Here is a 20,553-nt window from a genome sequence, read left to right as displayed (position 1 = left end):
GGGGCCCGCGGGCCCCTTGGTTTTGTCAGGGGCTTTGGTTAGCATGCGCCCCATAAATTCAGTTTCGGAACAGTATCATGGCTTCACTGCACTACAAATTTGCCACCATGAATTCAGGCAAATCCACCCAGCTCATTCAGGCGCACTTCAACTATCTGGAGCGGGGCATGCATCCTCTGGCGATGACGCCAGCCATTGATGATCGTTTCGGGGTAGGGGTGATCAGTGCCCGGGTTGGCCTTGAACTGAAGGTGGACGTGTTCAGCGACAGCTGCGATCTGTTTGAAATGGTGAAAGAGCGCCATGCGAAGAAACATATCGATGTCTTTATCGTGGACGAGGCCCAGTTCCTGACCCGTGAGCAGGTCTACCAGCTGGCCCGCATCGTCGATGAGCAGGATATTCCGGTGATGGCCTATGGCCTCAAGACCGATTTTCGCGGCGAGCTGTTCCCCGGTTCCTACCATCTGCTCTGTCTGGCCGACAAGTTTGAAGAGCTGAAGAGCATCTGCTGGTGTGGCAACAAGGCTCACATGAACTCCCGGGTCAACGAAGCGGGGCAGGTGATGCGTGATGGCGAACAGGTGGAGATCGGCGGCAACGATCGCTATGTGTCACTCTGTCGCAAACACTATCTCGAAGGTCGGGCCTACAAGTAAGTCGGCTGCGATAATTGAATCGTCGAGAAGGGCGCCAATCTGGCGCCCTTTTTATTTTCCCCAACTTGTATCGCTGTGGTTCAGTCGATCTCGATATCCACCGGCGCAATGATGGGGTCGGCCACCGGCAGGCGTTGAAACAGCTGGCGAAAATGGTGCTGTACCCGGCCGATATCGACCAGTGACATGCCGGAGGCAAAACCGAACCAGACATAGAGGCCGGTGAGATCGCGAAACATCGGCGGCAAATAGCGGGGGGCGGCAATCAGCCCCTCCAGATAGTGCTGATAGAGCACCGGAATGTCATCCAGTGTCACCTTGCCGACAAACAGCATCGGCAGGATCTCGGGCACCCCTTCCAGCACGGCGCTGCGGATAAAGTTGACCGTCTCCACATAGCCACGCACGTAGGAGAGATCCTTGGTAAAGCAGGCGCCGCCGCCCACCATGCCGCCACGAAAGACCCGCTGGGTGATCTTGTAGGCGTCGTGCTCGCTGGTGCCCTGCTGCACGAAGTGCTGAAACACCTCGATAAAATCGGCGCCACGCTCGGCCATGTCGATGGCCATCACCCGATCGGAGATACACGCTTGGCCCGATCCGGAAAGGAGCTGAAGGTGAGGGTCTCTATCAGGACGGCCAGCCCCTCCTGACAGGCGGTGATCCGCGGTGAACCGGCGCTCAGCCAAGTGGCATAGGGCTGCTGGCGACCGTTGAGGGTGGTGCCGACATGGACCCACCCCTCGTGTACCTCCAGCACCTGCAAGTCCAGCTCGGAGAAACGGGCGTGGGAGTTGAGCTTGATGTAGTCGCTACCGGCAGCGGCATCGGAGACAATCCCATCGCTCAGCTTCACCTGCACAGTGCCGTCACTGAAGTAGCTCGACAGCTTGCCCTGTAGTTTGGCGACCGCGGCCTCTCCTTCGTACTCCTTGGGGTAGGGGCGCACCAGATGGCGCGCGCCGGGCAGGGAGAATATATCGCACAGGCGGGCGCCCAGCTCCTTGAGAGTCTTGCGATCCCCACGCAGGTGATCGCTGGCAGAGCCATAAAGCAGCTGGCTGTAACGCTGAAAATCGGGTTGGCCGCGCTGGCGCAGCATCTCGATCACCACCATGTACTGGTCGACCGTCTCTTGCAGGATCCGGCCAAGATCGTCCTCTGGCCCCAACTTTCTGCGGATCCTGTCCCGCAGCTCCTTGAGCTCCAGATACTTGTTGCGCGGATCGAAGCCGAGGGGGAGGGCATCATAGAAGTGCCTGTCGATAGCGGGCAGCGCTCTGCCACCGCTTGCCAGAAAGCGATCCTGCAGATGGCGTGGCCATTTGATGGCATCCAGAATGCGGATGGGTTTTTGCAGGGTGAGTAGCTCATCCGAGAGTGATTTCAGATGAAGGCGATACTTTTCTTGGATAGTCATGGGGCCCCCTGTGGGGCAAGCGTCATCGTGGATTTGGCTGAGTATATGCATAGCGCTTGCCAAAAAGAAGCGACCCGCAGGGTTATCGGGTTGGCGTGCTTTTTGTTGATAGCAAATTGGTTTAGACTGCGCCCCTTGATCCCAATCTTGTCGTGGAAATGATGAATATCCCCAGCTCCGAAATGATAATGCGTTGGTTGCAACAGGCTCGTATCGAGCACTATGTCTGCGACCAGTGTCACGGTATCCACATTGTCTCTTTGCAGTCGGTCGATGGTATTCAGGAGAGCCGGATCTTCGTGGAAGAGGAAGGCCTGCTGTTCTCCTCCGAGCTGGAAGTGCGCCCCTCCGCAATGCTGCCGCTGGTTGCCGAACTGGGCCGACTCAATATGCAGTACCCCTCCCTCAAGGTGTTCCTCGATATCATCGATGACAACCTGCCGCGGCTGGTGGTCGGCCACACCGTCTTTACCAAGGCCGGACTCAGCGTCGAGCAGTTCCTGCTGTTCGTGCAAAGCACCATCGCCGCCACCCACGAATTGGTTGCCGAATGCGAACGTTCCGGCTTCCTCAACCTGCCGGAAATTCAGGTTGCACCGGAATCTGTGCATTAAGTGTTCGAACGGTTCGCCAGGTGAAAAAAGCCGTTGACGCGGGCGGGGCTTTCCCCTAAATTACGCCCCGTTCCAGCGCAACAGCGTAGCGAGCACCGTGTTGGCTGAACACGTTAAACCACAGACCAAAATTTGGTGAGGTGTCCGAGTGGCTGAAGGAGCACGCCTGGAAAGTGTGTATACGGCAACGTATCGAGGGTTCGAATCCCTCCCTCACCGCCAAATTGCAAAGCCCTGATGGAAACATCAGGGCTTTTGTTTTATGGCGCAATCCCGAGTGGTTGCCGGCATAGGACTGCAAATCCTCATTGTTGATAGCCCAGCATCTGGTTGAGCCGCTTGGGCAATCGCAGTGAAATGTCTCGGTGACCTTGACGCCACGGCCAATCCATTGGTCGATCCTTTTAAAGTTTCCGCCCAATTCAGTACAAGGGCCTCTCGCAAGAGAGGCCCTTTTCATTGCTCGCTGATTTGCCCTGCTCGTTACTTAAAAGGCATTCCGTGGTGATACCGGTTAATGCTCCACTGTCAGCGGATCCGGGGGCAGGTTCAGATGCTTGGTGATGGCCTGATAGAGCTGGGGGTAGTTATCGTCAAAATGATGTCCTCCCGGCAGGGTGATGCTGGTGACGTTGGGTTGGTTGAGACGGGGGCAGAGGCGGTCGTCGTCATCGTCATCGGCTCCTTGCAGGCAGAGCATCGGCAGGTCGCGGATGGTCTTCACCTGCGGCTCGGTCGGGTAGCTCCGCGCCTTGTGGGTCAGCATGTCGCTGACGTGGATCTCGAAATCCGAGCTGGTGGAGGGGGAGAGCATCACGGCCCCGACCAGCCCCTGACGATAGTGCTCCGGCAACCGGTTGATGACGAAGGGGACAATCTCGGCACCAAACGAGAAGCCGACCAGCAGCCAGCGGGGGCGCTGCCAGCGAGTCTGGTAATCATCGAGGATCCGCTCCAGATCGGCGGTCACCTGCTCCGGGGTTTTCTTCTTCCAGTAGTAGGTCAGGGAGCTCCAGCCCACGACCGGCATGCCGTTCAGCTGAAACTGGGCGCTCAGCCCCTTGTCGAGGGCCGCCCAGCCACCATCGCCGCTGAGAAAGATCACCATGGGGGCGTCGGATGGCTGCTTGACCGGCAGCTCAATCAGGCTCAGGTCATCCTTGACCGGGGCGGCGTGCGCCGCAAAAGATGAAACGGGCAGTACGAGACTGAGTAACAGCAATATCAAGGCTCTCATTGGCCATGCTCCTATTTCTTGATCAGCCCCAGCGGGCCGCGGCTAATCAGGGTGATCAGGTGAGTCAGGGTTCTGGGCAGTACCAGCTTGCTGCTGCAGAGCAGGTAGCGGGGTTCCCAGCGGGGCGAAAATTTCTCCTTGTAGCGTCTGAGCCCCTGGAAGTTGTAAAAACGGCTACCACGGACGAACAGGGTATTGCCAAGGCGGGCCCAGTAGCTGCCGAGCGGGTGATCGTTGAAGCCGGACATGGGGGCCATCCCCAGATTGAAGCTGGCGTACCCTTGCGCCTTGCCCCACAGCAGCAGCTCGACAAAGAGAAAATCCATGATGGGAGCGGTGCCGGTATCCAGGCTGTAGCGCATCAGATCGATGGAGAGCATCTCCTTGTTGTCGCTCACCCAGAGGTTGGCAAAGCCGACGATCTGCCCCTCATTCCACACCAGTGCAGCCGGGCTCAAGGTCAGGTAGTCAGGCTCGAAGCGGCCGACCGAGAAGCCCTTCTCCTTGCCCATCTTGCTCTGCAGCCAGGTATCGGAGACGGTCTGTAATCTGGGCAGCAGGGGGGCCACGGCACTTGCCTCGACCACCTCGAAGGTCAACCCTTCCCGTTTGCCCTTGGCGTGGCTCTGGCGCAGGTTGCGCAGCCGGCTGCCCGCCAGATCGAAAGTAGCCAGATCGACCATCGCCTCTTCACCGAGCTTGAAGGGGATCAGCCCCAGCTCCAGATAGAGCGGAAGATAGCGGGCCGAGACCTGATAAAAGACCGGGTTGGCGTCGTGCTCGTCGCACCGCTCGCGAAATTGCCAGAGCAGCTCTTCGATCTGCTCGGGGCGACCGACAGGATCCCCCATCACAATCCAGCTGCTGCCCTCGATGCCATACATCAGGAAGGCGTCGCCGGCGGGATGGAACAGCAGGGACTTGTCCTGCAACTGGGCCAGATAGCCGTGGCTCCCCCCTTCGCGCACCACCAGCTCGTGGGCGCGAGCAAGCGTCTCCTTGTCCGGCTTTTCACCGACCATGCGCAGCGGCGCAAGCAGCTGGGCGACCCCGGCCACGGTCAGCACGGCCACCACGCTCCCCATGGCGCGCAGGCCGCGGGCCGCCCCGCCATGGGGCGAGAAGTGGAACCAGAGGGCGTGGTCATACTCCACCTGACGATAGGAGAAGAGCAGCAGCCACAGCGCCCCCAGCAGCACGGCGCCGACCGAGATGAGCCAGCCCGGGGTGTACTGGGGATAGAGCAGCGACCCCTTGCGATAGAAGAGGGCGCGGCAGGGTGTCATGATGAGCAGGAAGCTGCCAAGCAGCAGGGCTGACTCCCAGTCGCCCCCCTTGAGCAGGGAGAAGGCGATACCCAGAGCCAGCAGCAGCTGGGTGATGCGAAACGCGGCGTCGTGACGGCGATAGAGGCTGCGCGCCAGCAGGATCAGGAGGATACCGCTCACGCTGCCGAGCACGTGGGAGAGCTCCAGCAGATGGAGCGGTAACACCTGCAGCCACACTTCGATGTGGCTGCGCATGGTCGGGATCATCCCCGAGCAGAGCAGCAGGCTGCCGGCGGCGAAGGTGCCCATGCTGATAAGGGCGGGCAGAAATTCGCGTACTGCGCTCATCAGCCCCTGTAGCCGCTGCCAGCGCGCTTTTTGTTGCAGCATCTCCTGACTGGTAAAGAGCAGCAGGGCACAGAGAAAGGGAAGCAGGTAATAGATGCAGCGATAGAGCAGCAGCGAGGCGAGCAGCTTGTCGGTTGGCAGATAGTTAGCCAGCAACAGGCTCATGCTCGCTTCGAACACCCCAATCCCGCCCGGCACGTGGGCCAGCACCCCGAGGAAGCTGGCCAGCACGAAGGCACTGAGCAGCACGGGGTAGGGGACGCTATCTGCAGGCAACAGCACAAACAGCACTGCGGCGGCGGCCATCCAGTCGGCCAGCGCGACCAACAGTTGCAACAGACGTATCCGAAAGCCCGGCAGGGTCAGGGTGTGTTTCCGCCAGGAGAGACGGTGTGTGGGCCAGCAGAGGTAGCTGGCCACCAACAGCAGAGCCATGACGCCCGCCAGCCTGAGCAGGGTATCTGCCCACTGCGGCCAGTCAGGCAGCAGCTGTGATACATCGCAGGTCAGTAGGGCGCCACCTCCCCACGCCAGCAGGCCGAGGAAAAAGGTGATGGAGCAGAACAGCACCACTCGGGCTACCTCACCGGTCGCCAGACCGAGAGCTGAGTAGAGCCGATAGCGTACCGAGGTGCCGGTCAGCAGGGCAAATCCCAGGGTATTGGAGAAGGTGTAGGCGATAAAGGAGGTGATGCTGACCTGTTGCCAGGGAAGGCGCTTGCCCAGCGCATGGAGCGCCAGCATGTCATAGCTGCAGAGGTAACCATAACTGAGCAAGGTCAGCAACAGGGCGCCCGCCAGTCGCGGCAGGGGTTGGGACCAGATGGCCACACGAATATCGTGCCAGTGCCATGCCTGAGTCAGGTGATACAGCACGGTCTGTGCGGTGCCGAGCAGCAGCAAGCTGCACAAGGGGCCGAGCCATTTAAGCAGATGACGCCACATGCCATGTTCCTGTGGTCATTGACCGTTTCCCGCAAAGGGGGAGCCGGGTCGTGGATCCGGTTTGGACGAGGGAGGCGCTCGTCAGGAAAATTTCGGGAAGAGATGGAAAGGGAGGCGTCAGCCTCCCTCTGTGCTATCCAGTGACCGGTTGGATCACTTGGTTTTCGGCGCGACTTTGACGGCAGGGGTCTTGGCGTGGGTGGCTTTATGGTGTTTTTTCACCACCTTGGTCTGGGTAGCCTGCGGTGTGGCTGTCTTGGTCGGGGTGGCCGCCATGGTGAAACCGGAAGTGAGGGCGAAGACGGCTGCCAGGGTCAGAGGAATGATCTTTTTCATGTTCAATTTCCTTATTCGGGTTGATGTTATGGAGCGTTCTCCATGACAGTCATCCTATGACGGTTGCAGCGGCCCTTCAGTGAGCGGTTGGTGACGGTTTGTATCCAAATGTACAGGCAGGGTGAGGCAGAAGCGGGCGCCGTGGTCACTGGCAAGCAGCGCCACATCCCCCCTGTGATGACGGGCAATGCTGCGCACGATGGCCAGCCCCAACCCGGTGCCGCCGGTGCGACGATCCCGGCTCTGATCAAGGCGTACGAACGGCTCGAAGATCTGGGGCGCCAGCGCGGGATCGATCCCCGGCCCATCATCGCTAACCTCCAGCAGATAGTTCTCCTGCAGCCGCGAGATGGAGAGGGTAACCTCGCTCTCGGCGTAGCGCAGGGCATTGCCGATCAGGTTCTCCACCGCGCGGGTCAGCAGACGCTGATCGCCGCACCAGGGCATGTGGCGTGGCGGCAAATCGAGGGTGAGCCTCTTCTCGGGTGCCAGCGCCTGCCAGTCGCCAAGATGCGCTTGTGCCCAGTGACTGAGCTCCAGCTCGTCCCGTTGCAACGGCAGCTCGGGTCTATCCAGCTTGGCGTAAGTGAGCATCTCTTCGATCAGGGCGTCCAGCGCTCCCAGATCTCGCTCCAGCGCCTGCTGCTCCTGCTCGGCAGGGGCAGGATCGAGCATGGCAAGCCGATAGCGCAACCGGACCAGCGGGGTGCGCAACTCGTGGGCGATGGCATCGGTCAGTTGTTTGCGGCTGGCAATCATGGCCTGCAATTGGGTCGCCATTTGATCGAAGGTGCGTCCCACCCGGGCCAGACTGCTGCCCGGTGGCAGATTGGTTCGGCAGGAGAGATCCCCATCGCCCACGCGACGTGCGGTCTGCTCTAACTGCTGCAAGCCGCGCCAGTGGGGACGCAACCACAGAAGGATGGGCAGGCCGAGAGAGAGGCCGATCAGCAGCAGCAGCCCCACATCGACCCAGTGCAGCTCGTGCAGGTAGGAGAGGTAGGGTACAGGGCCGACAATCAGCACCCGATCGGTATCGGGGATGCGCTGCAGGAAGGTGTCATCCTCCTCGACGATGACAATGTTGCCGGCAGCCAGAAAGGCCTGATCCTCGCTGGTCAGGGGCTGGCGCACCAGCTCGCCGATCTTGAGGGGGAGGGTAAACTGACTGCTCTGCTCGGCCAGTCGATCGGGCCAGCGCTCTGGCGGGGTTCTTGCCAACTCGCCGGTCAACAGGCCAAGAGAGCCCTGCATCATGCGTTCGAGATAGCGATCACCCGCCCGTTCGGCGGTCACCTGATAGACCACACCAACCAGCAGGATGGCCAAGGTGAAGCAGCCGATCAGCAACAGATAGAACTGGATAAAGAGACGGCGCATGGCGGTGCTCCCGAAAGAGGGTTATTCCCAGGCGTGGGGGACGAAGAGGTAGCCTTTCTGGCGCACCGTCTTGATCCGGGTCGGGTTGTCGGGGTTATCACCCAGTTTGCGGCGCAGGCGGGAGATGGCCACATCCATGCTGCGATCCTGACCGTCGTACTCCCGGCCGCGCAAGCTGCGAAAGAGGGCTTCCCGACTCAAGATTTGGCCCGCGTGGCAGGCGAGCTCCCACAGCAGGTCAAAGTCGGCGGTCGAGAGGGCAATGCTCTCACCATCGAGCCGCACATCTCGCCCCGGGCCATCCACCCGAAGCCGACCAAATTGCAGCTGCTGGGGAACGCTGCTGGTGGCGGCCGGTTGGGTTGATGCTTGTTGGTGCTGGCGAAACTGCACCCTCAGTCTGGCCAGTAGCACGGGGGGCGGGGTGGTTTTAAGGATGTAGTCGTTGGCGCCCAGCTCCAGACTCAGGATCTGGTTCATGTCGCTATCCAGCGAGGTGAGCATTACGATGGGGCCGTCGAAGCGCGGCCGCAGATCCCGACAGAGGGACATGCCATCTTGCCCCGGCAACATGATATCGAGCAGCACCAGATCGGGCTGTTCGGTCTCGACCCGGGCCAGCGCCATATCCCCTCTGGGCTCGAGGAGCACGTCCATATCGTGGCGACCGAGCCAACTGCTGATGAGCTGGCCAATCTCGGGATCATCTTCGACAAAAAGAATGCGTTGCATAGAAAAGCTCCAACGGAAAGCAGGAGAGAAGAAGAGCGATCAGCATATCAATGGCGCTTGGGAAATACAGAAAAAGAACCGGGCAGGCTGGTGTGCGGGGGAGCGTGGTTGTGTCATCGATGGTGAGGCGCGAATCGTGACACATGGACGGAGCCGCGTTTATCGATCTAGAGGATGATGGCCTTGTAGACAAGGCAAGGCGCTGCCTGGCACAAAACAAAAAACCGGCCAAGGCCGGTTTTTCGCGGAGCAGACCAGAAGGTCACTGCACCAAGTCGATGGACATCACGTTGCGGCGATTATCGACAGAATAATGGGGTGGCTGATGGGGCTCGAACCCACGACAACCGGAATCACAATCCGGGACTCTACCAACTGAGCTACAGCCACCACTGAAATTTTCATCAACGCTCGCCAATCCAGAAGGATTGGGGAACATCAATGGCGCGCCCTGCAGGATTCGAACCTGCGACCCACGGCTTAGAAGGCCGTTGCTCTATCCAACTGAGCTAAGGGCGCTTTGTATCAACACGTCTTAAGGACGAGTCGATGAACATGGTCGGTGATAAAGGATTCGAACCTTTGACCCTCTGGTCCCAAACCAGATGCGCTACCGGACTGCGCTAATCACCGAAAATCCCTGACCAGCATATCGACATGAGTCGTACTGGGCAACGGGCGGGCATCATAGCCAAGCGTAAGGGCCAGCGTCAACGACTTTTTCCCCCAGTAAATTCAAGTGCCTACTTATTGCCCGCTACAGGTATGGCGTGCGTCTGCCGCTAACATCCCGGCTAAAAAAATGCGACAATGCGCGGCAGTTGAACACATGGTGAGTGGAGAACGATGTCTGCCAAAATCATAGATGGAAAACAGGTTGCGCAAACGATTCGCAGCCAGGTCGCGGCGCAAGTCCAACAGCGGTTGGCGGCAGGGAAACGGGCTCCAGGGCTGGCAGTCATTCTGGTGGGGGCGGATCCCGCCTCTCAGGTCTATGTCGGCAGCAAACGTCGGGCGTGCGAGGAGGTGGGTTTTCTCTCCCGCTCCTATGATCTGAGTGCAACTGCCAGTCAGGAAGAGCTGCTGGCGCTGATCGACCAGTTGAATGCGGATAGCCACGTAGATGGCATTCTGGTTCAGCTGCCGTTGCCGGATCACTTTGATACCACTCAGGTGCTGGAGCGGATCCAGCCTGACAAGGATGTAGATGGATTTCACCCGTATAACGTCGGTCGTCTGGCCCAACGTATTCCGGCGCTGCGCCCCTGCACTCCGAAAGGGATCATGACACTGATCGAGACCACCGGCGTGAAGACACATGGTCTGCATGCGGTCGTGGTGGGAGCGTCCAACATAGTGGGGCGTCCCATGACCCTCGAATTGTTGCTGGCGGGCTGCACAACCACGACCTGTCACCGTTTTACGCGGGATCTGGAAGAGCAGGTACGCCGTGCCGATCTGCTGGTTGTCGCAGTCGGCAAGCCCAACTTCATCCCTGGGGAGTGGATCAAACCGGGGGCACTGGTAATCGATGTGGGCATCAATCGCTTGGCTGATGGCTCGCTGGTCGGGGATGTAGAGTTTGAGACGGCGCGCAGCCATGCCTCCTTCATTACTCCGGTACCCGGTGGCGTGGGCCCGATGACGGTCGCCAGCTTGATGGAAAATACCCTGATCGCCTGCAGCGAATATCACGACTGATCATGGCTGGTGATAACCCTGTGATCCCGTGAGGAGGCAGGATTCGCCAGAAATCTGACAATAAAAAACCGGTTGCTCAGAGAGGAACCGGTTTTTTATTTATCCAACGGGTGTTATTTACATATTTTGTGCTTCGTTTGGCACAATCACAGAGGCGTGATTTCCTTTCGGCCCCTGTTGCAGTTCAAAATTGACAGCCTGACCCGCTTTCAGGGTCTTGTAGCCCTCCATTTGAATCGTGGAGTAGTGAGCGAAGATATCCTCACCGCCCCCTTCCGGACAGATAAACCCAAATCCTTTTGCGTTGTTAAACCACTTAACTGTGCCGGTTGCCATACTTCTACATCCTTTTATTGATTACCCAGAAGTCGTTGAGTAACCTGCGCCAGCCCTTTATAACTAGGGACATGGGCCCATAGCAGACGGGCACAGATTAGCAAGTAACCAATCTAGTCTAACTTTTGAGCGAGTCAAGAAGTTGTTAACAGCTGATGTGATCTGGTTAACAAGTCTATTGACAACCTTGTGTTAGACGGTAGTAATCTAGAGGTACCAAAGCGCGATTATGAGCAAGCAGAAAGAACTCTTTGCTAATGAAGAGATTGCAGAAGCAGAGAAAACAAAACTGCAGCCGCCACCCATGTATAAGGTTGTGTTGAACAACGATGACTACACGCCCATGGAGTTTGTGGTGGAGGTGCTGCAAAAGTTCTTTGGTATGGATTTGGACAAGGCGACTCAGGTCATGCTGAGTGTGCATTATAGTGGTAAGGGTGTCTGCGGCATGTTTACCGCAGAGATCGCCGAAACCAAGGTTGTCCAAGTCAACACCTATGCACGTAACAACGAACATCCACTGCTCTGTACTATGGAAAAGGCTTGAATCTGATGACTTGATGGCGAGTGTGACACCACATTGTAGCTGTACTAGGGGAGGTGCCTATGTTGAATAAAGATCTAGAAAAGACGCTGAACGAGGCTTTCAAACTGGCCCGTGACGAGCGCCACGAATTCATGACCGTCGAGCACCTGTTGTTAGCCCTTCTGGATAACAGTTCAGCTCATGAGGCGCTGAGCTCCTGTGGTGCCGATGTCGAGCAGATGCGCAAGGAGATCCGCGCATTCATCACCCAAACTACTCCGCTCATACCGCGCGACGATGAAGATCGTGAAACCCAGCCGACACTGGGCTTCCAGCGCGTGTTGCAGCGTGCCGTCTTCCATGTGCAATCCTCCGGCAATACCGAAGTCAGCGGCGCCAACGTGCTGGTCGCTATCTTCAGTGAGCAGGAGTCACAAGCTGCCTATTTCCTGAAAAAAGCCGAGATCAGCCGTCTCGACGTCGTCAATTTCCTCTCCCACGGGGTGCGCAAGGACAGCAAGCCGGATCTCGGCAGCAATAACAATCCCGAGTCTGATGATGATGTCTCGGCCGCACAGATCGAGAGCTTTGCAACCAACCTGAACCAGCTGGTGCTGGAAGGGCGCATCGACCCGCTGATTGGCCGTGATCAGGAGCTCAACCGTACCATTCAGGTGCTCTGCCGTCGTCGCAAGAACAACCCGCTGCTGGTGGGTGAAGCGGGCGTGGGTAAAACCGCCATTGCCGAAGGGTTGGCTTACCGTATCGTTAAAGGCGATGTGCCCGAGGTGATTGCGGGCAGTACCATCTATTCGCTCGATATGGGCTCTCTGCTGGCGGGCACCAAGTACCGTGGTGATTTCGAGAAGCGCCTCAAGGTACTGCTCAAGCAGATTGAGCGTCAGGAAGGGGCCATCCTCTTTATCGACGAGATCCATACCATCATTGGTGCCGGTGCGGCATCCGGTGGTCAGCTGGATGCTGCCAACCTGATCAAGCCGCTGCTCTCCAATGGTTTGCTCCGCTGTGTGGGATCCACCACTTATCAGGAGTACGCCCAGATCTTCGAGAAAGACCGTGCGCTGGCCCGTCGCTTCCAGAAGATCGATATTGTCGAGCCGACTATCGATGACACCACGCGCATCCTGATGGGGCTCAAGAGTCGCTATGAAGCCCACCACGGCGTGCGCTACACCGCCAAGGCGATCCGTGCAGCTGCCGAGCTCTCTGCCAAGTACATCAATGATCGTCACTTACCCGACAAGGCGATCGACGTGATCGACGAGGCGGGTGCTGGTCAACGGTTGCTGCCTGCGAGCAAGCGCAAGAAAGTTATCAATGTGCAGGAGATTGAGTCCATAGTGGCCAAGATCGCCCGCATTCCGGAGAAATCTGTTTCTTCCTCGGATAAAGAGGTGCTGAAGAACCTGGAGCGCAATCTGAAGATGGTGGTCTTTGGTCAGGATAAAGCCATCGAGGTGCTGACCGATGCGATTCGCCTCTCTCGTTCAGGTTTGGGTAACGAGCGTCGCCCGGTAGGTTGCTTCCTCTTCGCTGGCCCGACCGGGGTGGGCAAGACCGAGGTTACCCAGCAGTTGGGCAAGGCGCTGGGGGTGGAGATGCTGCGCTTTGATATGTCCGAGTACATGGAGCGTCACACCGTCTCACGTCTGATTGGTGCGCCTCCCGGCTATGTTGGTTTTGAGCAGGGTGGTCTGCTGACTGATGCGGTGATCAAGCATCCTCATTCCGTCGTGTTGCTCGACGAGATTGAGAAGGCTCACCCAGATGTGTTCAACCTGTTGTTGCAGGTGATGGACAACGGAACCCTGACCGACAACAACGGGCGCAAGGCGGATTTCCGTAACGTCATTTTGGTCATGACTACCAACGCCGGTGTGCAGGAGACCCAACGCAAATCGATTGGCTTCCAGCAACAGGATTTGAGCCACGATGCCATGGCGGTGATCAACAAGACCTTCAGTCCGGAGTTCCGTAACCGGCTTGATCACACCATCTGGTTCAACCATCTGGATATGACGGTGATCCATCAGGTAGTCGACAAGTTCATTGTCGAATTGCAGGTTCAACTGGATGCGAAGGGAGTTTCTCTCGAGGTGTCCGAGCGTGCCCGCCACTGGTTGGCGGAGAAGGGGTATGACAGAGCCATGGGCGCCAGACCGATGGGTCGGGTGATCCAGGAGCACCTCAAGAAACCCCTGGCCAACGAGATCCTGTTCGGTTCACTGGTTGACGGGGGAATTGTGAAGGTTGAGTTGGTAAATGACAGCCTCAGCTTTGATTTTCAGGTCAATGTTGAAGCTGTTTCCCACTAAGCGTCAGCGATCAGAAAACGACAAAAAACCCCAACCGAAAGGTTGGGGTTTTTTGCTGAATTCCTGGCTTAGCGAGAGCGGAAAACAATACGTCCCTTGGAGAGATCGTAGGGAGTCAGTGCTACCGTTACTTTGTCTCCAGTCAGGATACGAATGTAGTTTTTGCGCATCTTGCCTGAAATATGAGCGATAACCACGTGACCATTCTCCAGTTCCACACGGAACATGGTATTGGGCAGGGTTTCGAGAATAGTGCCCTGCATCTCAATACTGTCTTCTTTAGCCATTGAATCCTCTTGATAAGCCACAACAAAAAACCGCTGGATCATGCCGGATTTAAGGCTATGTGTAAAGTTTACTCGGGCTTGGTGTCGATATTTTTCCATTCCCCCTGAATTAACAGCTCATGAGGGAGGTAATTGCGTTTGTAATTCATCTTGCGGCACGCCTCTACCAGATAGCCAAGATAGAGCCAGCTTCGCCCTGTTCGCTTGGCCAGATCGAGCTGGCAGAGGATGGCAAAGGTGCCCAGGGAGCGATCGGCATAGTCCGGATCGAAGAAGGTGTACATGGCGCTCAAGGAGTGGGGGAGCAGGTCTGTGGTAGCCACGCCAATAAGACGGCCCTCTTTGCGCATCTCCAGGTAGAGCGGCGGCATCCAGTCACAATGGAGAAAACCACGATACTGGTTGCGGTTGGGCGGGTACATGCTGCCATCGTGGTGGCGCTCACGAATGTAGCGTTCGTAGAGCAGGTAATACTCGGGCTTGTCATCGTAACTGAGGACGATCTCGATATCCCGGTTGAGTTGGCGGATCCGCTTCTGGCCGCGGCTTGGGCGAAAGTGCTCGCTGTGAATACGAAGGGATTGGCAGGCATGGCACGCCGGGCAGTGGGGACGATAGATGTCGTTGCCACTGCGGCGAAAACCGGCAGTCAACAATCGCTCGTAACCGTTGGCGTTGAGCAGATTGTGATCCATCAGCACCAGCAACTGCTCCTGTTCATGGTCCAGATAACTGCAGGGATGCTTGGGAGTCAGCCCTACTTTAAGGATCACTTCTTCAGTCATAGGCTGATCTCCCCCTCTTGCCAGCAGGAAGCCAACAGTGGTTGATGGCCAAGGCGCGCCAGCTCGGCCAGAAAACGGGCCCTTGGCCACTCCTCGATACCCAGGGTCGCCAGAAACGGGTTCTGCATCTGGCAATCGATGAGAGCGCCGCGATGGCGGGCGAAGTGGCGACAGAGTGCCACCATGGCAAGTTTGGCGCCGTTATCAATCCGGCTGAACATGGATTCACCGCAAAACAGTCGGCCGATAGATAGGCCATACAGCCCCGCTTGCAGCTCTCCCTCCTGCCAGATCTCGATAGAGTGGGCATGACCCAGCCGGTGCAACTGCTGGTAGGCCTCGATCATGGGTTGGCTGATCCAGGTGCCATCGGCAGTGCGACGAGGGGCGGCGCAGGCGGTAATGACTTCATTAAAGGCGCGATTGACGGAAATATCGAATGGGGTACGGCGGATAATCTTCTGCAGTGTCCGTCCCACATGGAGTTGGTCTGGGCGGATCACTCCGCGGGGATCCGGTGACCACCACAGGGTCGGCTGGTGGGGTTCATTCCACGGGAAGATCCCCTTGTGATAAGCTGCCAGCAATCTGGCAGGGGAGAGATCCCCGCCGATCGCCAGCAAGCCGTTGGGCTCTTCCAGCGCATGGCTGGGGTCGGGAAACCAGCAAAGCTCATCATCCAGTTGGGTAAGATAGCGAGACATAAGGCAACGAGGTTTATAGATGAAGGCCATTATCCTGATAGTATCCAGCTTGCTCTGCTTTGTCACGGCGCCTGCCGGGGCGGAGGTCTACCAGCGCAATACCGCGCGGCCCGTCAATCAGGTGGTGTTTGGTCAGGTCGAAACGGTGCGCAATATTACCCAGCGCCAGATCCTGGAGTCCGAGCACTCTGGCTGGAAGACGCTGGGTGGTGCCGTGTTGGGCGGTCTGCTGGGCAACCAGTTTGGCGGCGGTCATGGTCGTGAGATCGCCACCGCCGTCGGGGCGCTGGCGGGAGCTGCAGCTGCGCAACAATACCAGTCCGGGGGAACCGTGGTGGAAAACAAGTTGGTGGAGCTGCTGATCCGCAACGAGCAAAATGCCCTTATCAACGTGATCCAGGATTATGATCCCGCCATGGTCTTTGCCAATGGAGACAAGGTGCGCATTCTCTACTTCGATGATGGGGTGCGGGTCGACAAGACTTACTGACTTTCGATAGTCATGGTGATGGGGAGACTGTGGCGGGAAAGGAACCCGCAGACTCTCCTGCTGGAAAGTCTGTCGGGCGGTAATACACGGGACTGATGCCCTGAGGATTCAGATAGTTATCTCTTGAGAGACTATCTTGTCGCGACCGGTGTTCTTTGCCTGATAGAGCAGCCGATCCGCTACGCTCAGCGCCTCGTCCATGGATATCCGCCCGACGCTGATCACGCCGTAACTGGCGCGAACAAAGAGCGGGGTTTCCGGTGACAAGGGTTGCTGGCGCAGCTGCTGACGCAGCCCTTCAAGACGCTTGATCAACACGGGGACGGTACAGTGAGGCACCATCATGGCAAACTCCTCTCCACCAAACCGGGCGATCATGGCATCGGGGAAGAACTGGGTCAGTAGCCGGGTCAGATGGCAAAGCAGTTGATCGCCGATGGCATGGCCCCAGTGATCGTTGACCTGCTTGAAGTGATCCACATCGAGCACACAGAGTGCGAGAGGCGTCTGCTGGCGCTGATGCTCTTCAAACCATTTTTGCCCTTCGTTGAACCAGTAGCGCCGGTTGTAGAGACCGGTCAGGTAGTCACGATTGGCTGACTCCTGAATGCTGTTGAACTGCTCGAGCGCTTCCAGATTGTGGCTGACCCGACACTGCAGCTCTTCCGGCTCGAACGGCTGGTTGAGAAAGTCGTTGGCGCCTTGCTTGAGGTAGCGAGCAGAGAGACCGCGTTTGTCCGAGACCGAGATCCCGATAATCGCGAGCTGCTGCTTGCTGTATCGCTCTCTCAGCATCCGCACCAGACTGATGCCATCGATATCCGGCATATAGTAGTCGACCAGTGCCAGCCGGATGTCCGGGTGTTGCTCCAGCATCGCCATCGCTTCACGGGCATGACTGGCCTCATGCACCTGCAACAACTGCTTGCGCAACTGGGCCATGGTGCGGTGACGGGAGGTGCGTGAGTCGTCGACCACCAGCACTTCGATCGACTGGTTGAGATAGAGGCGGTGCACCAGACTAACGGCATATTGCAGCGAGTGGCGCGAATCCTTCATCACATAGTCCAGCACGCCGGTTTCCAGCCAGGCGGCACGTTTATCCTCGCTGATGTCGGCAGTGAGGATCACTACCGGCAAACCTCGAGCCAGCAGCTCGTTGACCGCTTCGCCACGGGGCGCATCCGGCAAGGTCAGGTCCACCAGCGCGACCACATACTCCTCGCCCCGGCAGTGACGGGCACCTTCGAGGGTATCGAAGGCGTCAATCTCGAGGCCAGTTTGCTGGGCAATGGCCTGAGTCAGCATACGGCGGATGGTCAGGCTATCTTCGACAATCAATATCTTCTGTTTCATTAGACTCCTTTAAATAAAAAAGGCATACCGACTGGTATGCCTTATATCACAACTACGCTTATTTATTGCGCGTCGAGGTAGCGTTCGGCATCGAGGGCTGCCATGCAGCCGGTACCGGCAGATGTGATCGCCTGACGGTAGTTGTGGTCGGCCACATCGCCAGCAGCGAAGACTCCTTCAATGCTGGTCTGGGTGGCAAAACCGTCGAGGCCGCCACGTACCTTCAGATAGCCGTTTTGCATCTCCAGCTGGCCATCGAAGATCTGGGTATTGGGCTGGTGGCCGATGGCGATGAAGACGCCCATCAGCGGCAGCTCGCTGGTGCTGTTGTCCTGAGTGTTGCGCAGGCGCACACCGGTGACCCCCATCTGATCACCCAGCACTTCGTCCAGGGTCTGGTGGGTGTGCAGCACGATGTTGCCGCTCGCAACCTTGTCGTGCAGACGCTTGATCAGGATCTTCTCGGCCCGGAACTCGTCGCGGCGGTGGATCAGGTGCACCTTCTTGGCGATGTTGGCCAGATACAAGGCTTCTTCAACTGCGGTGTTGCCGCCGCCAATCACCGCCACTTCCCGATTGCGGTAGAAGAAACCGTCACAGGTGGCACAGGCAGAGACACCGCGCCCCTTGAAGGCCTCTTCGGAGGGCAGGCCCAGATACTTTGCGGAGGCGCCGGTCGCGATGATCAGGGCATCGCAGGTGTACTCGCCGTTGTCGCCCTTGAGACGGAACGGGCGTTGAGCCAGTTCGACACTGTTGATGTGATCAAACAGGATGCGGGTGTCGAACTTCTCTGCATGCTCTTTCATGCGCTCCATCAGGGCAGGGCCGGTCAGCCCTTCCGGATCACCTGGCCAGTTTTCCACTTCGGTGGTGGTGGTCAGCTGACCCCCTTGCTGCATGCCGGTGATGAGCAGGGGATTGAGGTTGGCGCGGGCGGCGTAGACGGCCGCGGTGTAACCGGCCGGGCCTGACCCTAAGATCAGCAATTTGCTGTGAGTGACTTGGCTCATGATGTCATTTCCGGGATGTGATGAGTTTGCGCGATTGTAGGTAATTCGTGATCCGGGGTCAAAGGCTGGTGAGTCGATTGCGCTAATCGTGTTCACAAGGGGTGACATGCAAAATAAAGGGATAAAAAAACCGCCCATCGCGGGCGGATTTTCACTCATCTCCAACTGGCGCAGGCCAGCGCAGATCAGTTCAGCAGGGTCAGAGGATCCGTGTAGGCAAGGCCATGTGCCACGGCCACTTCCTTGCAGGTGAGCTTGCCCTCCATCACGTTGAGCCCGTGCAACAGGTTGGGGTCGCTCAGCAGTGCCTGACGATACCCTTGCTGGGCCAGCTTGATGATAAAGGGGAGAGTGGCATTGTTGAGCGCCACGGTCGAGGTGCGGGCCACCGCCCCCGGCATGTTGGCGACACAGTAGTGCACCACCTCATCGACAATATAGGTCGGATCCTGGTGGGTGGTGGCGTGGGAGGTTTCCACACAGCCGCCCTGATCGATGGCCACATCGACGATGGCAGAACCCGGCTTCATGCGCGCAATGTGGTCACGGCGGACAAGTTTTGGCGCAGTGGCACCCGGTACCAGCACGCCGCCGATGACCAGATCGGCCGCCAGCAGATGGCGCTCCAGCGTCTCGCTGTTGGAGTAGACCACTTTGGCTGCTCCCTGGAACTCGTTATCAAGACGACGCAAGGTATCGATGTTGTTGTCGAGGATGGTCACATCCGCGCGCAGGCCAATGGCCATGCGGGCTGCATTGGAGCCGACCACGCCGCCACCGATGATCACCACCTTGGCCGGTTCGACACCGGGTACGCCGCCAAGCAGCACTCCGCTACCGCCACGCGATTTTTCCAGCGCCTGGGCACCCGCCTGAATAGACATGCGTCCGGCCACTTCCGACATGGGGGCCAGCAGGGGCAGGCCGCCACGGCCGTCGGTGACGGTTTCATAGGCGATACAGATGGCGCCGCTTTTCAGCAGGGCTTCGGTCTGGGGCAAGTCTGGCGCCAGATGCAGATAGGTGAACAGGGTCTGACCCGGACGCAGCATGGCACATTCGACAGGCTGAGGTTCCTTGACCTTGACGATCATCTCGGCTTTGGCGAAAACCTCTGCTGCAGAGGCCAAAATTTCGGCTCCAACAGCGATATAATCTGCATCGCTAAAGCCAATGCCGTTTCCAGCACCGCTTTGGACGAAAACAGTATGGTTTCGTGCTGTCAGTTCACGTACACTGGCCGGAACCATGCCTACGCGGTATTCATGGTTTTTTATCTCTTTAGGTACACCGATAATCATGCTATCCCTCGTCTATAGATTGGTGTTTCATGTTGCCAAAATGTTAACCAACATTTGCGCCTAGTATATTCAGGTATTGACAGGATTTGTGACCATAATTATAAAATGACTGGTGATTCTTACCAAAAAATAGCCAAAGGATGGAATAAAATGATGGAAGCTAAGAGTCGGCTAAAGGATTTGGACAGGATTGACCGCAACATTCTTAATGAACTGCAAAAGGATGGCAGGATTTCGAATGTTGAGTTGTCCAAGCGAGTTGGCCTGAGTCCTACACCGTGTCTGGAACGGGTTCGTCGCCTCGAGCGACAAGGTTATATCGAAGGATATGCCGCTATTCTGAACCCTCATTATCTGGACGCATCTCTGCTGGTGTTCGTAGAGATAACCCTCAATCGCGGGGCGCCTGATGTGTTTGAACAGTTCAACAAGGCTGTTCAGGTACTCGAAGAGATCCAGGAGTGTCATCTGGTTTCCGGTGACTTCGACTATCTGCTCAAGACCCGAGTCAGCGACATGTCGGCTTACCGCCGTCTGTTGGGGGAAACCCTGCTGCGCCTGCCCGGTGTCAATGACACCCGCACCTATGTGGTGATGGAAGAGGTCAAGCAGAGCAGTCGTCTGGTGATCAGCACCCGATAAAGCAGGTTATACCGTGGTATCTTTTCCATATGAGACACCATGACAGTTAGAAACGAGCGGCCGGTCCGCTCGTTTCTTCTTGTAAAGATAATTGCAAATATGGCCCCGTCTCATCAGGCTCTGGCTGACAATCGATG

The 20,553-nt window shown here is 57.7% G+C and carries 19 protein-coding genes, 4 tRNA genes and 1 pseudogene; 8 read left to right on the top strand and 16 right to left on the bottom strand.

Annotation, left to right across the window (positions count from 1 at the left end; all coding sequences use genetic code 11):
- The first annotated feature begins 77 nt into the window (after positions 1–77).
- Complete coding sequence (locus ACTG2S_RS13520; protein ID WP_005337121.1) at positions 78–659, top strand: thymidine kinase; 582 nt, start codon at positions 78–80, stop codon at positions 657–659.
- 80 nt (positions 660–739) lie between these two features.
- Here ACTG2S_RS13520 and ACTG2S_RS13515 read toward each other — a convergent pair.
- Positions 740–2,079 (bottom strand): annotated as a pseudogene (locus tag ACTG2S_RS13515) (flavohemoglobin expression-modulating QEGLA motif protein).
- A gap of 158 nt (positions 2,080–2,237) precedes the next feature.
- On the opposite strand from ACTG2S_RS13515, the gene ACTG2S_RS13510 reads away from it, so the two are divergent.
- Positions 2,238–2,693, top strand: coding sequence for a YbjN domain-containing protein (locus ACTG2S_RS13510; RefSeq protein ID WP_005337119.1), 456 nt, complete (start codon positions 2,238–2,240; stop codon positions 2,691–2,693).
- A 134-nt stretch (positions 2,694–2,827) separates the two neighbouring features.
- Positions 2,828–2,915: transfer RNA gene (locus ACTG2S_RS13505), tRNA-Ser, on the top strand.
- 292 nt (positions 2,916–3,207) lie between these two features.
- Here the strand turns inward: ACTG2S_RS13505 and ACTG2S_RS13500 are convergent.
- The 8 genes from ACTG2S_RS13500 to ACTG2S_RS13465 form a co-directional block, all read right to left on the bottom strand.
- Positions 3,208–3,930 (bottom strand): AcvB/VirJ family lysyl-phosphatidylglycerol hydrolase, encoded by a 723-nt coding sequence (locus ACTG2S_RS13500; RefSeq protein ID WP_376892197.1) that lies wholly within the window; start codon positions 3,928–3,930, stop codon positions 3,208–3,210.
- 11 nt (positions 3,931–3,941) lie between these two features.
- Positions 3,942–6,491, bottom strand: coding sequence for a bifunctional lysylphosphatidylglycerol flippase/synthetase MprF (gene mprF / locus ACTG2S_RS13495; protein WP_439982631.1), 2,550 nt, complete (start codon positions 6,489–6,491; stop codon positions 3,942–3,944).
- A gap of 153 nt (positions 6,492–6,644) precedes the next feature.
- Positions 6,645–6,827, bottom strand: a complete 183-nt coding sequence (locus tag ACTG2S_RS13490; protein WP_005337116.1) for a hypothetical protein — start codon at positions 6,825–6,827, stop codon at positions 6,645–6,647.
- 54 nt (positions 6,828–6,881) lie between these two features.
- The gene (gene rstB, locus ACTG2S_RS13485; protein WP_376892199.1) at positions 6,882–8,207 is read right to left on the bottom strand and encodes a two-component system sensor histidine kinase RstB; all 1,326 of its coding nucleotides are present in this window, start codon (positions 8,205–8,207) and stop codon (positions 6,882–6,884) included.
- 21 nt (positions 8,208–8,228) lie between these two features.
- On the bottom strand, positions 8,229–8,939 hold the full coding sequence (gene rstA, locus ACTG2S_RS13480; protein ID WP_376892201.1) for a two-component system response regulator RstA: 711 nt from the start codon (positions 8,937–8,939) through the stop codon (positions 8,229–8,231).
- A gap of 314 nt (positions 8,940–9,253) precedes the next feature.
- Positions 9,254–9,329: transfer RNA gene (locus tag ACTG2S_RS13475), tRNA-His, on the bottom strand.
- Between the two features lie 52 nt (positions 9,330–9,381).
- A tRNA-Arg gene (locus ACTG2S_RS13470) sits at positions 9,382–9,458 on the bottom strand.
- Positions 9,459–9,495: 37 nt separating this feature from the next.
- A tRNA-Pro gene (locus tag ACTG2S_RS13465) sits at positions 9,496–9,572 on the bottom strand.
- 213 nt (positions 9,573–9,785) lie between these two features.
- On the opposite strand from ACTG2S_RS13465, the gene folD reads away from it, so the two are divergent.
- Positions 9,786–10,640, top strand: a complete 855-nt coding sequence (gene folD / locus ACTG2S_RS13460; protein WP_005337113.1) for a bifunctional methylenetetrahydrofolate dehydrogenase/methenyltetrahydrofolate cyclohydrolase FolD — start codon at positions 9,786–9,788, stop codon at positions 10,638–10,640.
- Positions 10,641–10,757: 117 nt separating this feature from the next.
- Here folD and cspD read toward each other — a convergent pair whose 3' ends face one another.
- Positions 10,758–10,976 (bottom strand): cold shock-like protein CspD, encoded by a 219-nt coding sequence (gene cspD / locus ACTG2S_RS13455; RefSeq protein WP_005300025.1) that lies wholly within the window; start codon positions 10,974–10,976, stop codon positions 10,758–10,760.
- A 229-nt stretch (positions 10,977–11,205) separates the two neighbouring features.
- Between cspD and clpS the strand changes: the two genes are divergently transcribed.
- Positions 11,206–11,523: an ATP-dependent Clp protease adapter ClpS gene (gene clpS / locus ACTG2S_RS13450; protein WP_005337111.1), complete on the top strand. Its 318-nt coding sequence runs from the start codon at positions 11,206–11,208 to the stop codon at positions 11,521–11,523.
- A 59-nt stretch (positions 11,524–11,582) separates the two neighbouring features.
- Entirely contained in the window at positions 11,583–13,838 is a 2,256-nt protein-coding gene (clpA, locus tag ACTG2S_RS13445; protein WP_005337110.1) for an ATP-dependent Clp protease ATP-binding subunit ClpA, read from the top strand.
- A gap of 68 nt (positions 13,839–13,906) precedes the next feature.
- On the opposite strand, the gene infA is transcribed toward clpA, so the two are convergent.
- The 3 genes from infA to aat form a co-directional block, all read right to left on the bottom strand.
- Positions 13,907–14,125 carry a translation initiation factor IF-1 gene (gene infA / locus ACTG2S_RS13440; RefSeq protein ID WP_005300033.1) on the bottom strand — a complete coding sequence of 73 codons (219 nt, stop codon included), beginning with the start codon at positions 14,123–14,125 and terminating at the stop codon, positions 13,907–13,909.
- A gap of 68 nt (positions 14,126–14,193) precedes the next feature.
- On the bottom strand, positions 14,194–14,910 hold the full coding sequence (locus ACTG2S_RS13435) for an arginyltransferase (protein WP_123173239.1): 717 nt from the start codon (positions 14,908–14,910) through the stop codon (positions 14,194–14,196).
- Positions 14,907–15,614: a leucyl/phenylalanyl-tRNA--protein transferase gene (gene aat, locus ACTG2S_RS13430; RefSeq protein ID WP_019445527.1), complete on the bottom strand. Its 708-nt coding sequence runs from the start codon at positions 15,612–15,614 to the stop codon at positions 14,907–14,909. The genes ACTG2S_RS13435 and aat overlap by 4 nt, the downstream gene beginning before the upstream one ends.
- A 19-nt stretch (positions 15,615–15,633) precedes the next feature.
- Between aat and ACTG2S_RS13425 the strand changes: the two genes are divergently transcribed.
- Positions 15,634–16,104: a glycine zipper 2TM domain-containing protein gene (locus ACTG2S_RS13425; RefSeq protein ID WP_005337104.1), complete on the top strand. Its 471-nt coding sequence runs from the start codon at positions 15,634–15,636 to the stop codon at positions 16,102–16,104.
- A gap of 108 nt (positions 16,105–16,212) precedes the next feature.
- On the opposite strand, the gene ACTG2S_RS13420 is transcribed toward ACTG2S_RS13425, so the two are convergent.
- The 3 genes from ACTG2S_RS13420 to ald form a co-directional block, all read right to left on the bottom strand.
- Positions 16,213–17,460, bottom strand: coding sequence for a diguanylate cyclase (locus ACTG2S_RS13420; protein ID WP_019445529.1), 1,248 nt, complete (start codon positions 17,458–17,460; stop codon positions 16,213–16,215).
- 62 nt (positions 17,461–17,522) lie between these two features.
- Positions 17,523–18,473 carry a thioredoxin-disulfide reductase gene (trxB, locus tag ACTG2S_RS13415; RefSeq protein WP_274160514.1) on the bottom strand — a complete coding sequence of 317 codons (951 nt, stop codon included), beginning with the start codon at positions 18,471–18,473 and terminating at the stop codon, positions 17,523–17,525.
- Between the two features lie 185 nt (positions 18,474–18,658).
- Complete coding sequence (gene ald, locus ACTG2S_RS13410) at positions 18,659–19,774, bottom strand: alanine dehydrogenase (protein ID WP_076494667.1); 1,116 nt, start codon at positions 19,772–19,774, stop codon at positions 18,659–18,661.
- A gap of 150 nt (positions 19,775–19,924) precedes the next feature.
- Between ald and lrp the strand changes: the two genes are divergently transcribed.
- Positions 19,925–20,416: a leucine-responsive transcriptional regulator Lrp gene (gene lrp / locus ACTG2S_RS13405; RefSeq protein WP_005300047.1), complete on the top strand. Its 492-nt coding sequence runs from the start codon at positions 19,925–19,927 to the stop codon at positions 20,414–20,416.
- Positions 20,417–20,553: the final 137 nt, after the last annotated feature.

Origin of the sequence: Aeromonas sp. 82P, from assembly GCF_051919365.1 — a bacterium.
In the GTDB taxonomy this organism is placed as follows: Bacteria; Pseudomonadota; Gammaproteobacteria; order Enterobacterales; family Aeromonadaceae; genus Aeromonas; species Aeromonas veronii.
This window is presented reverse-complemented; position numbering and strand designations above follow the sequence as displayed.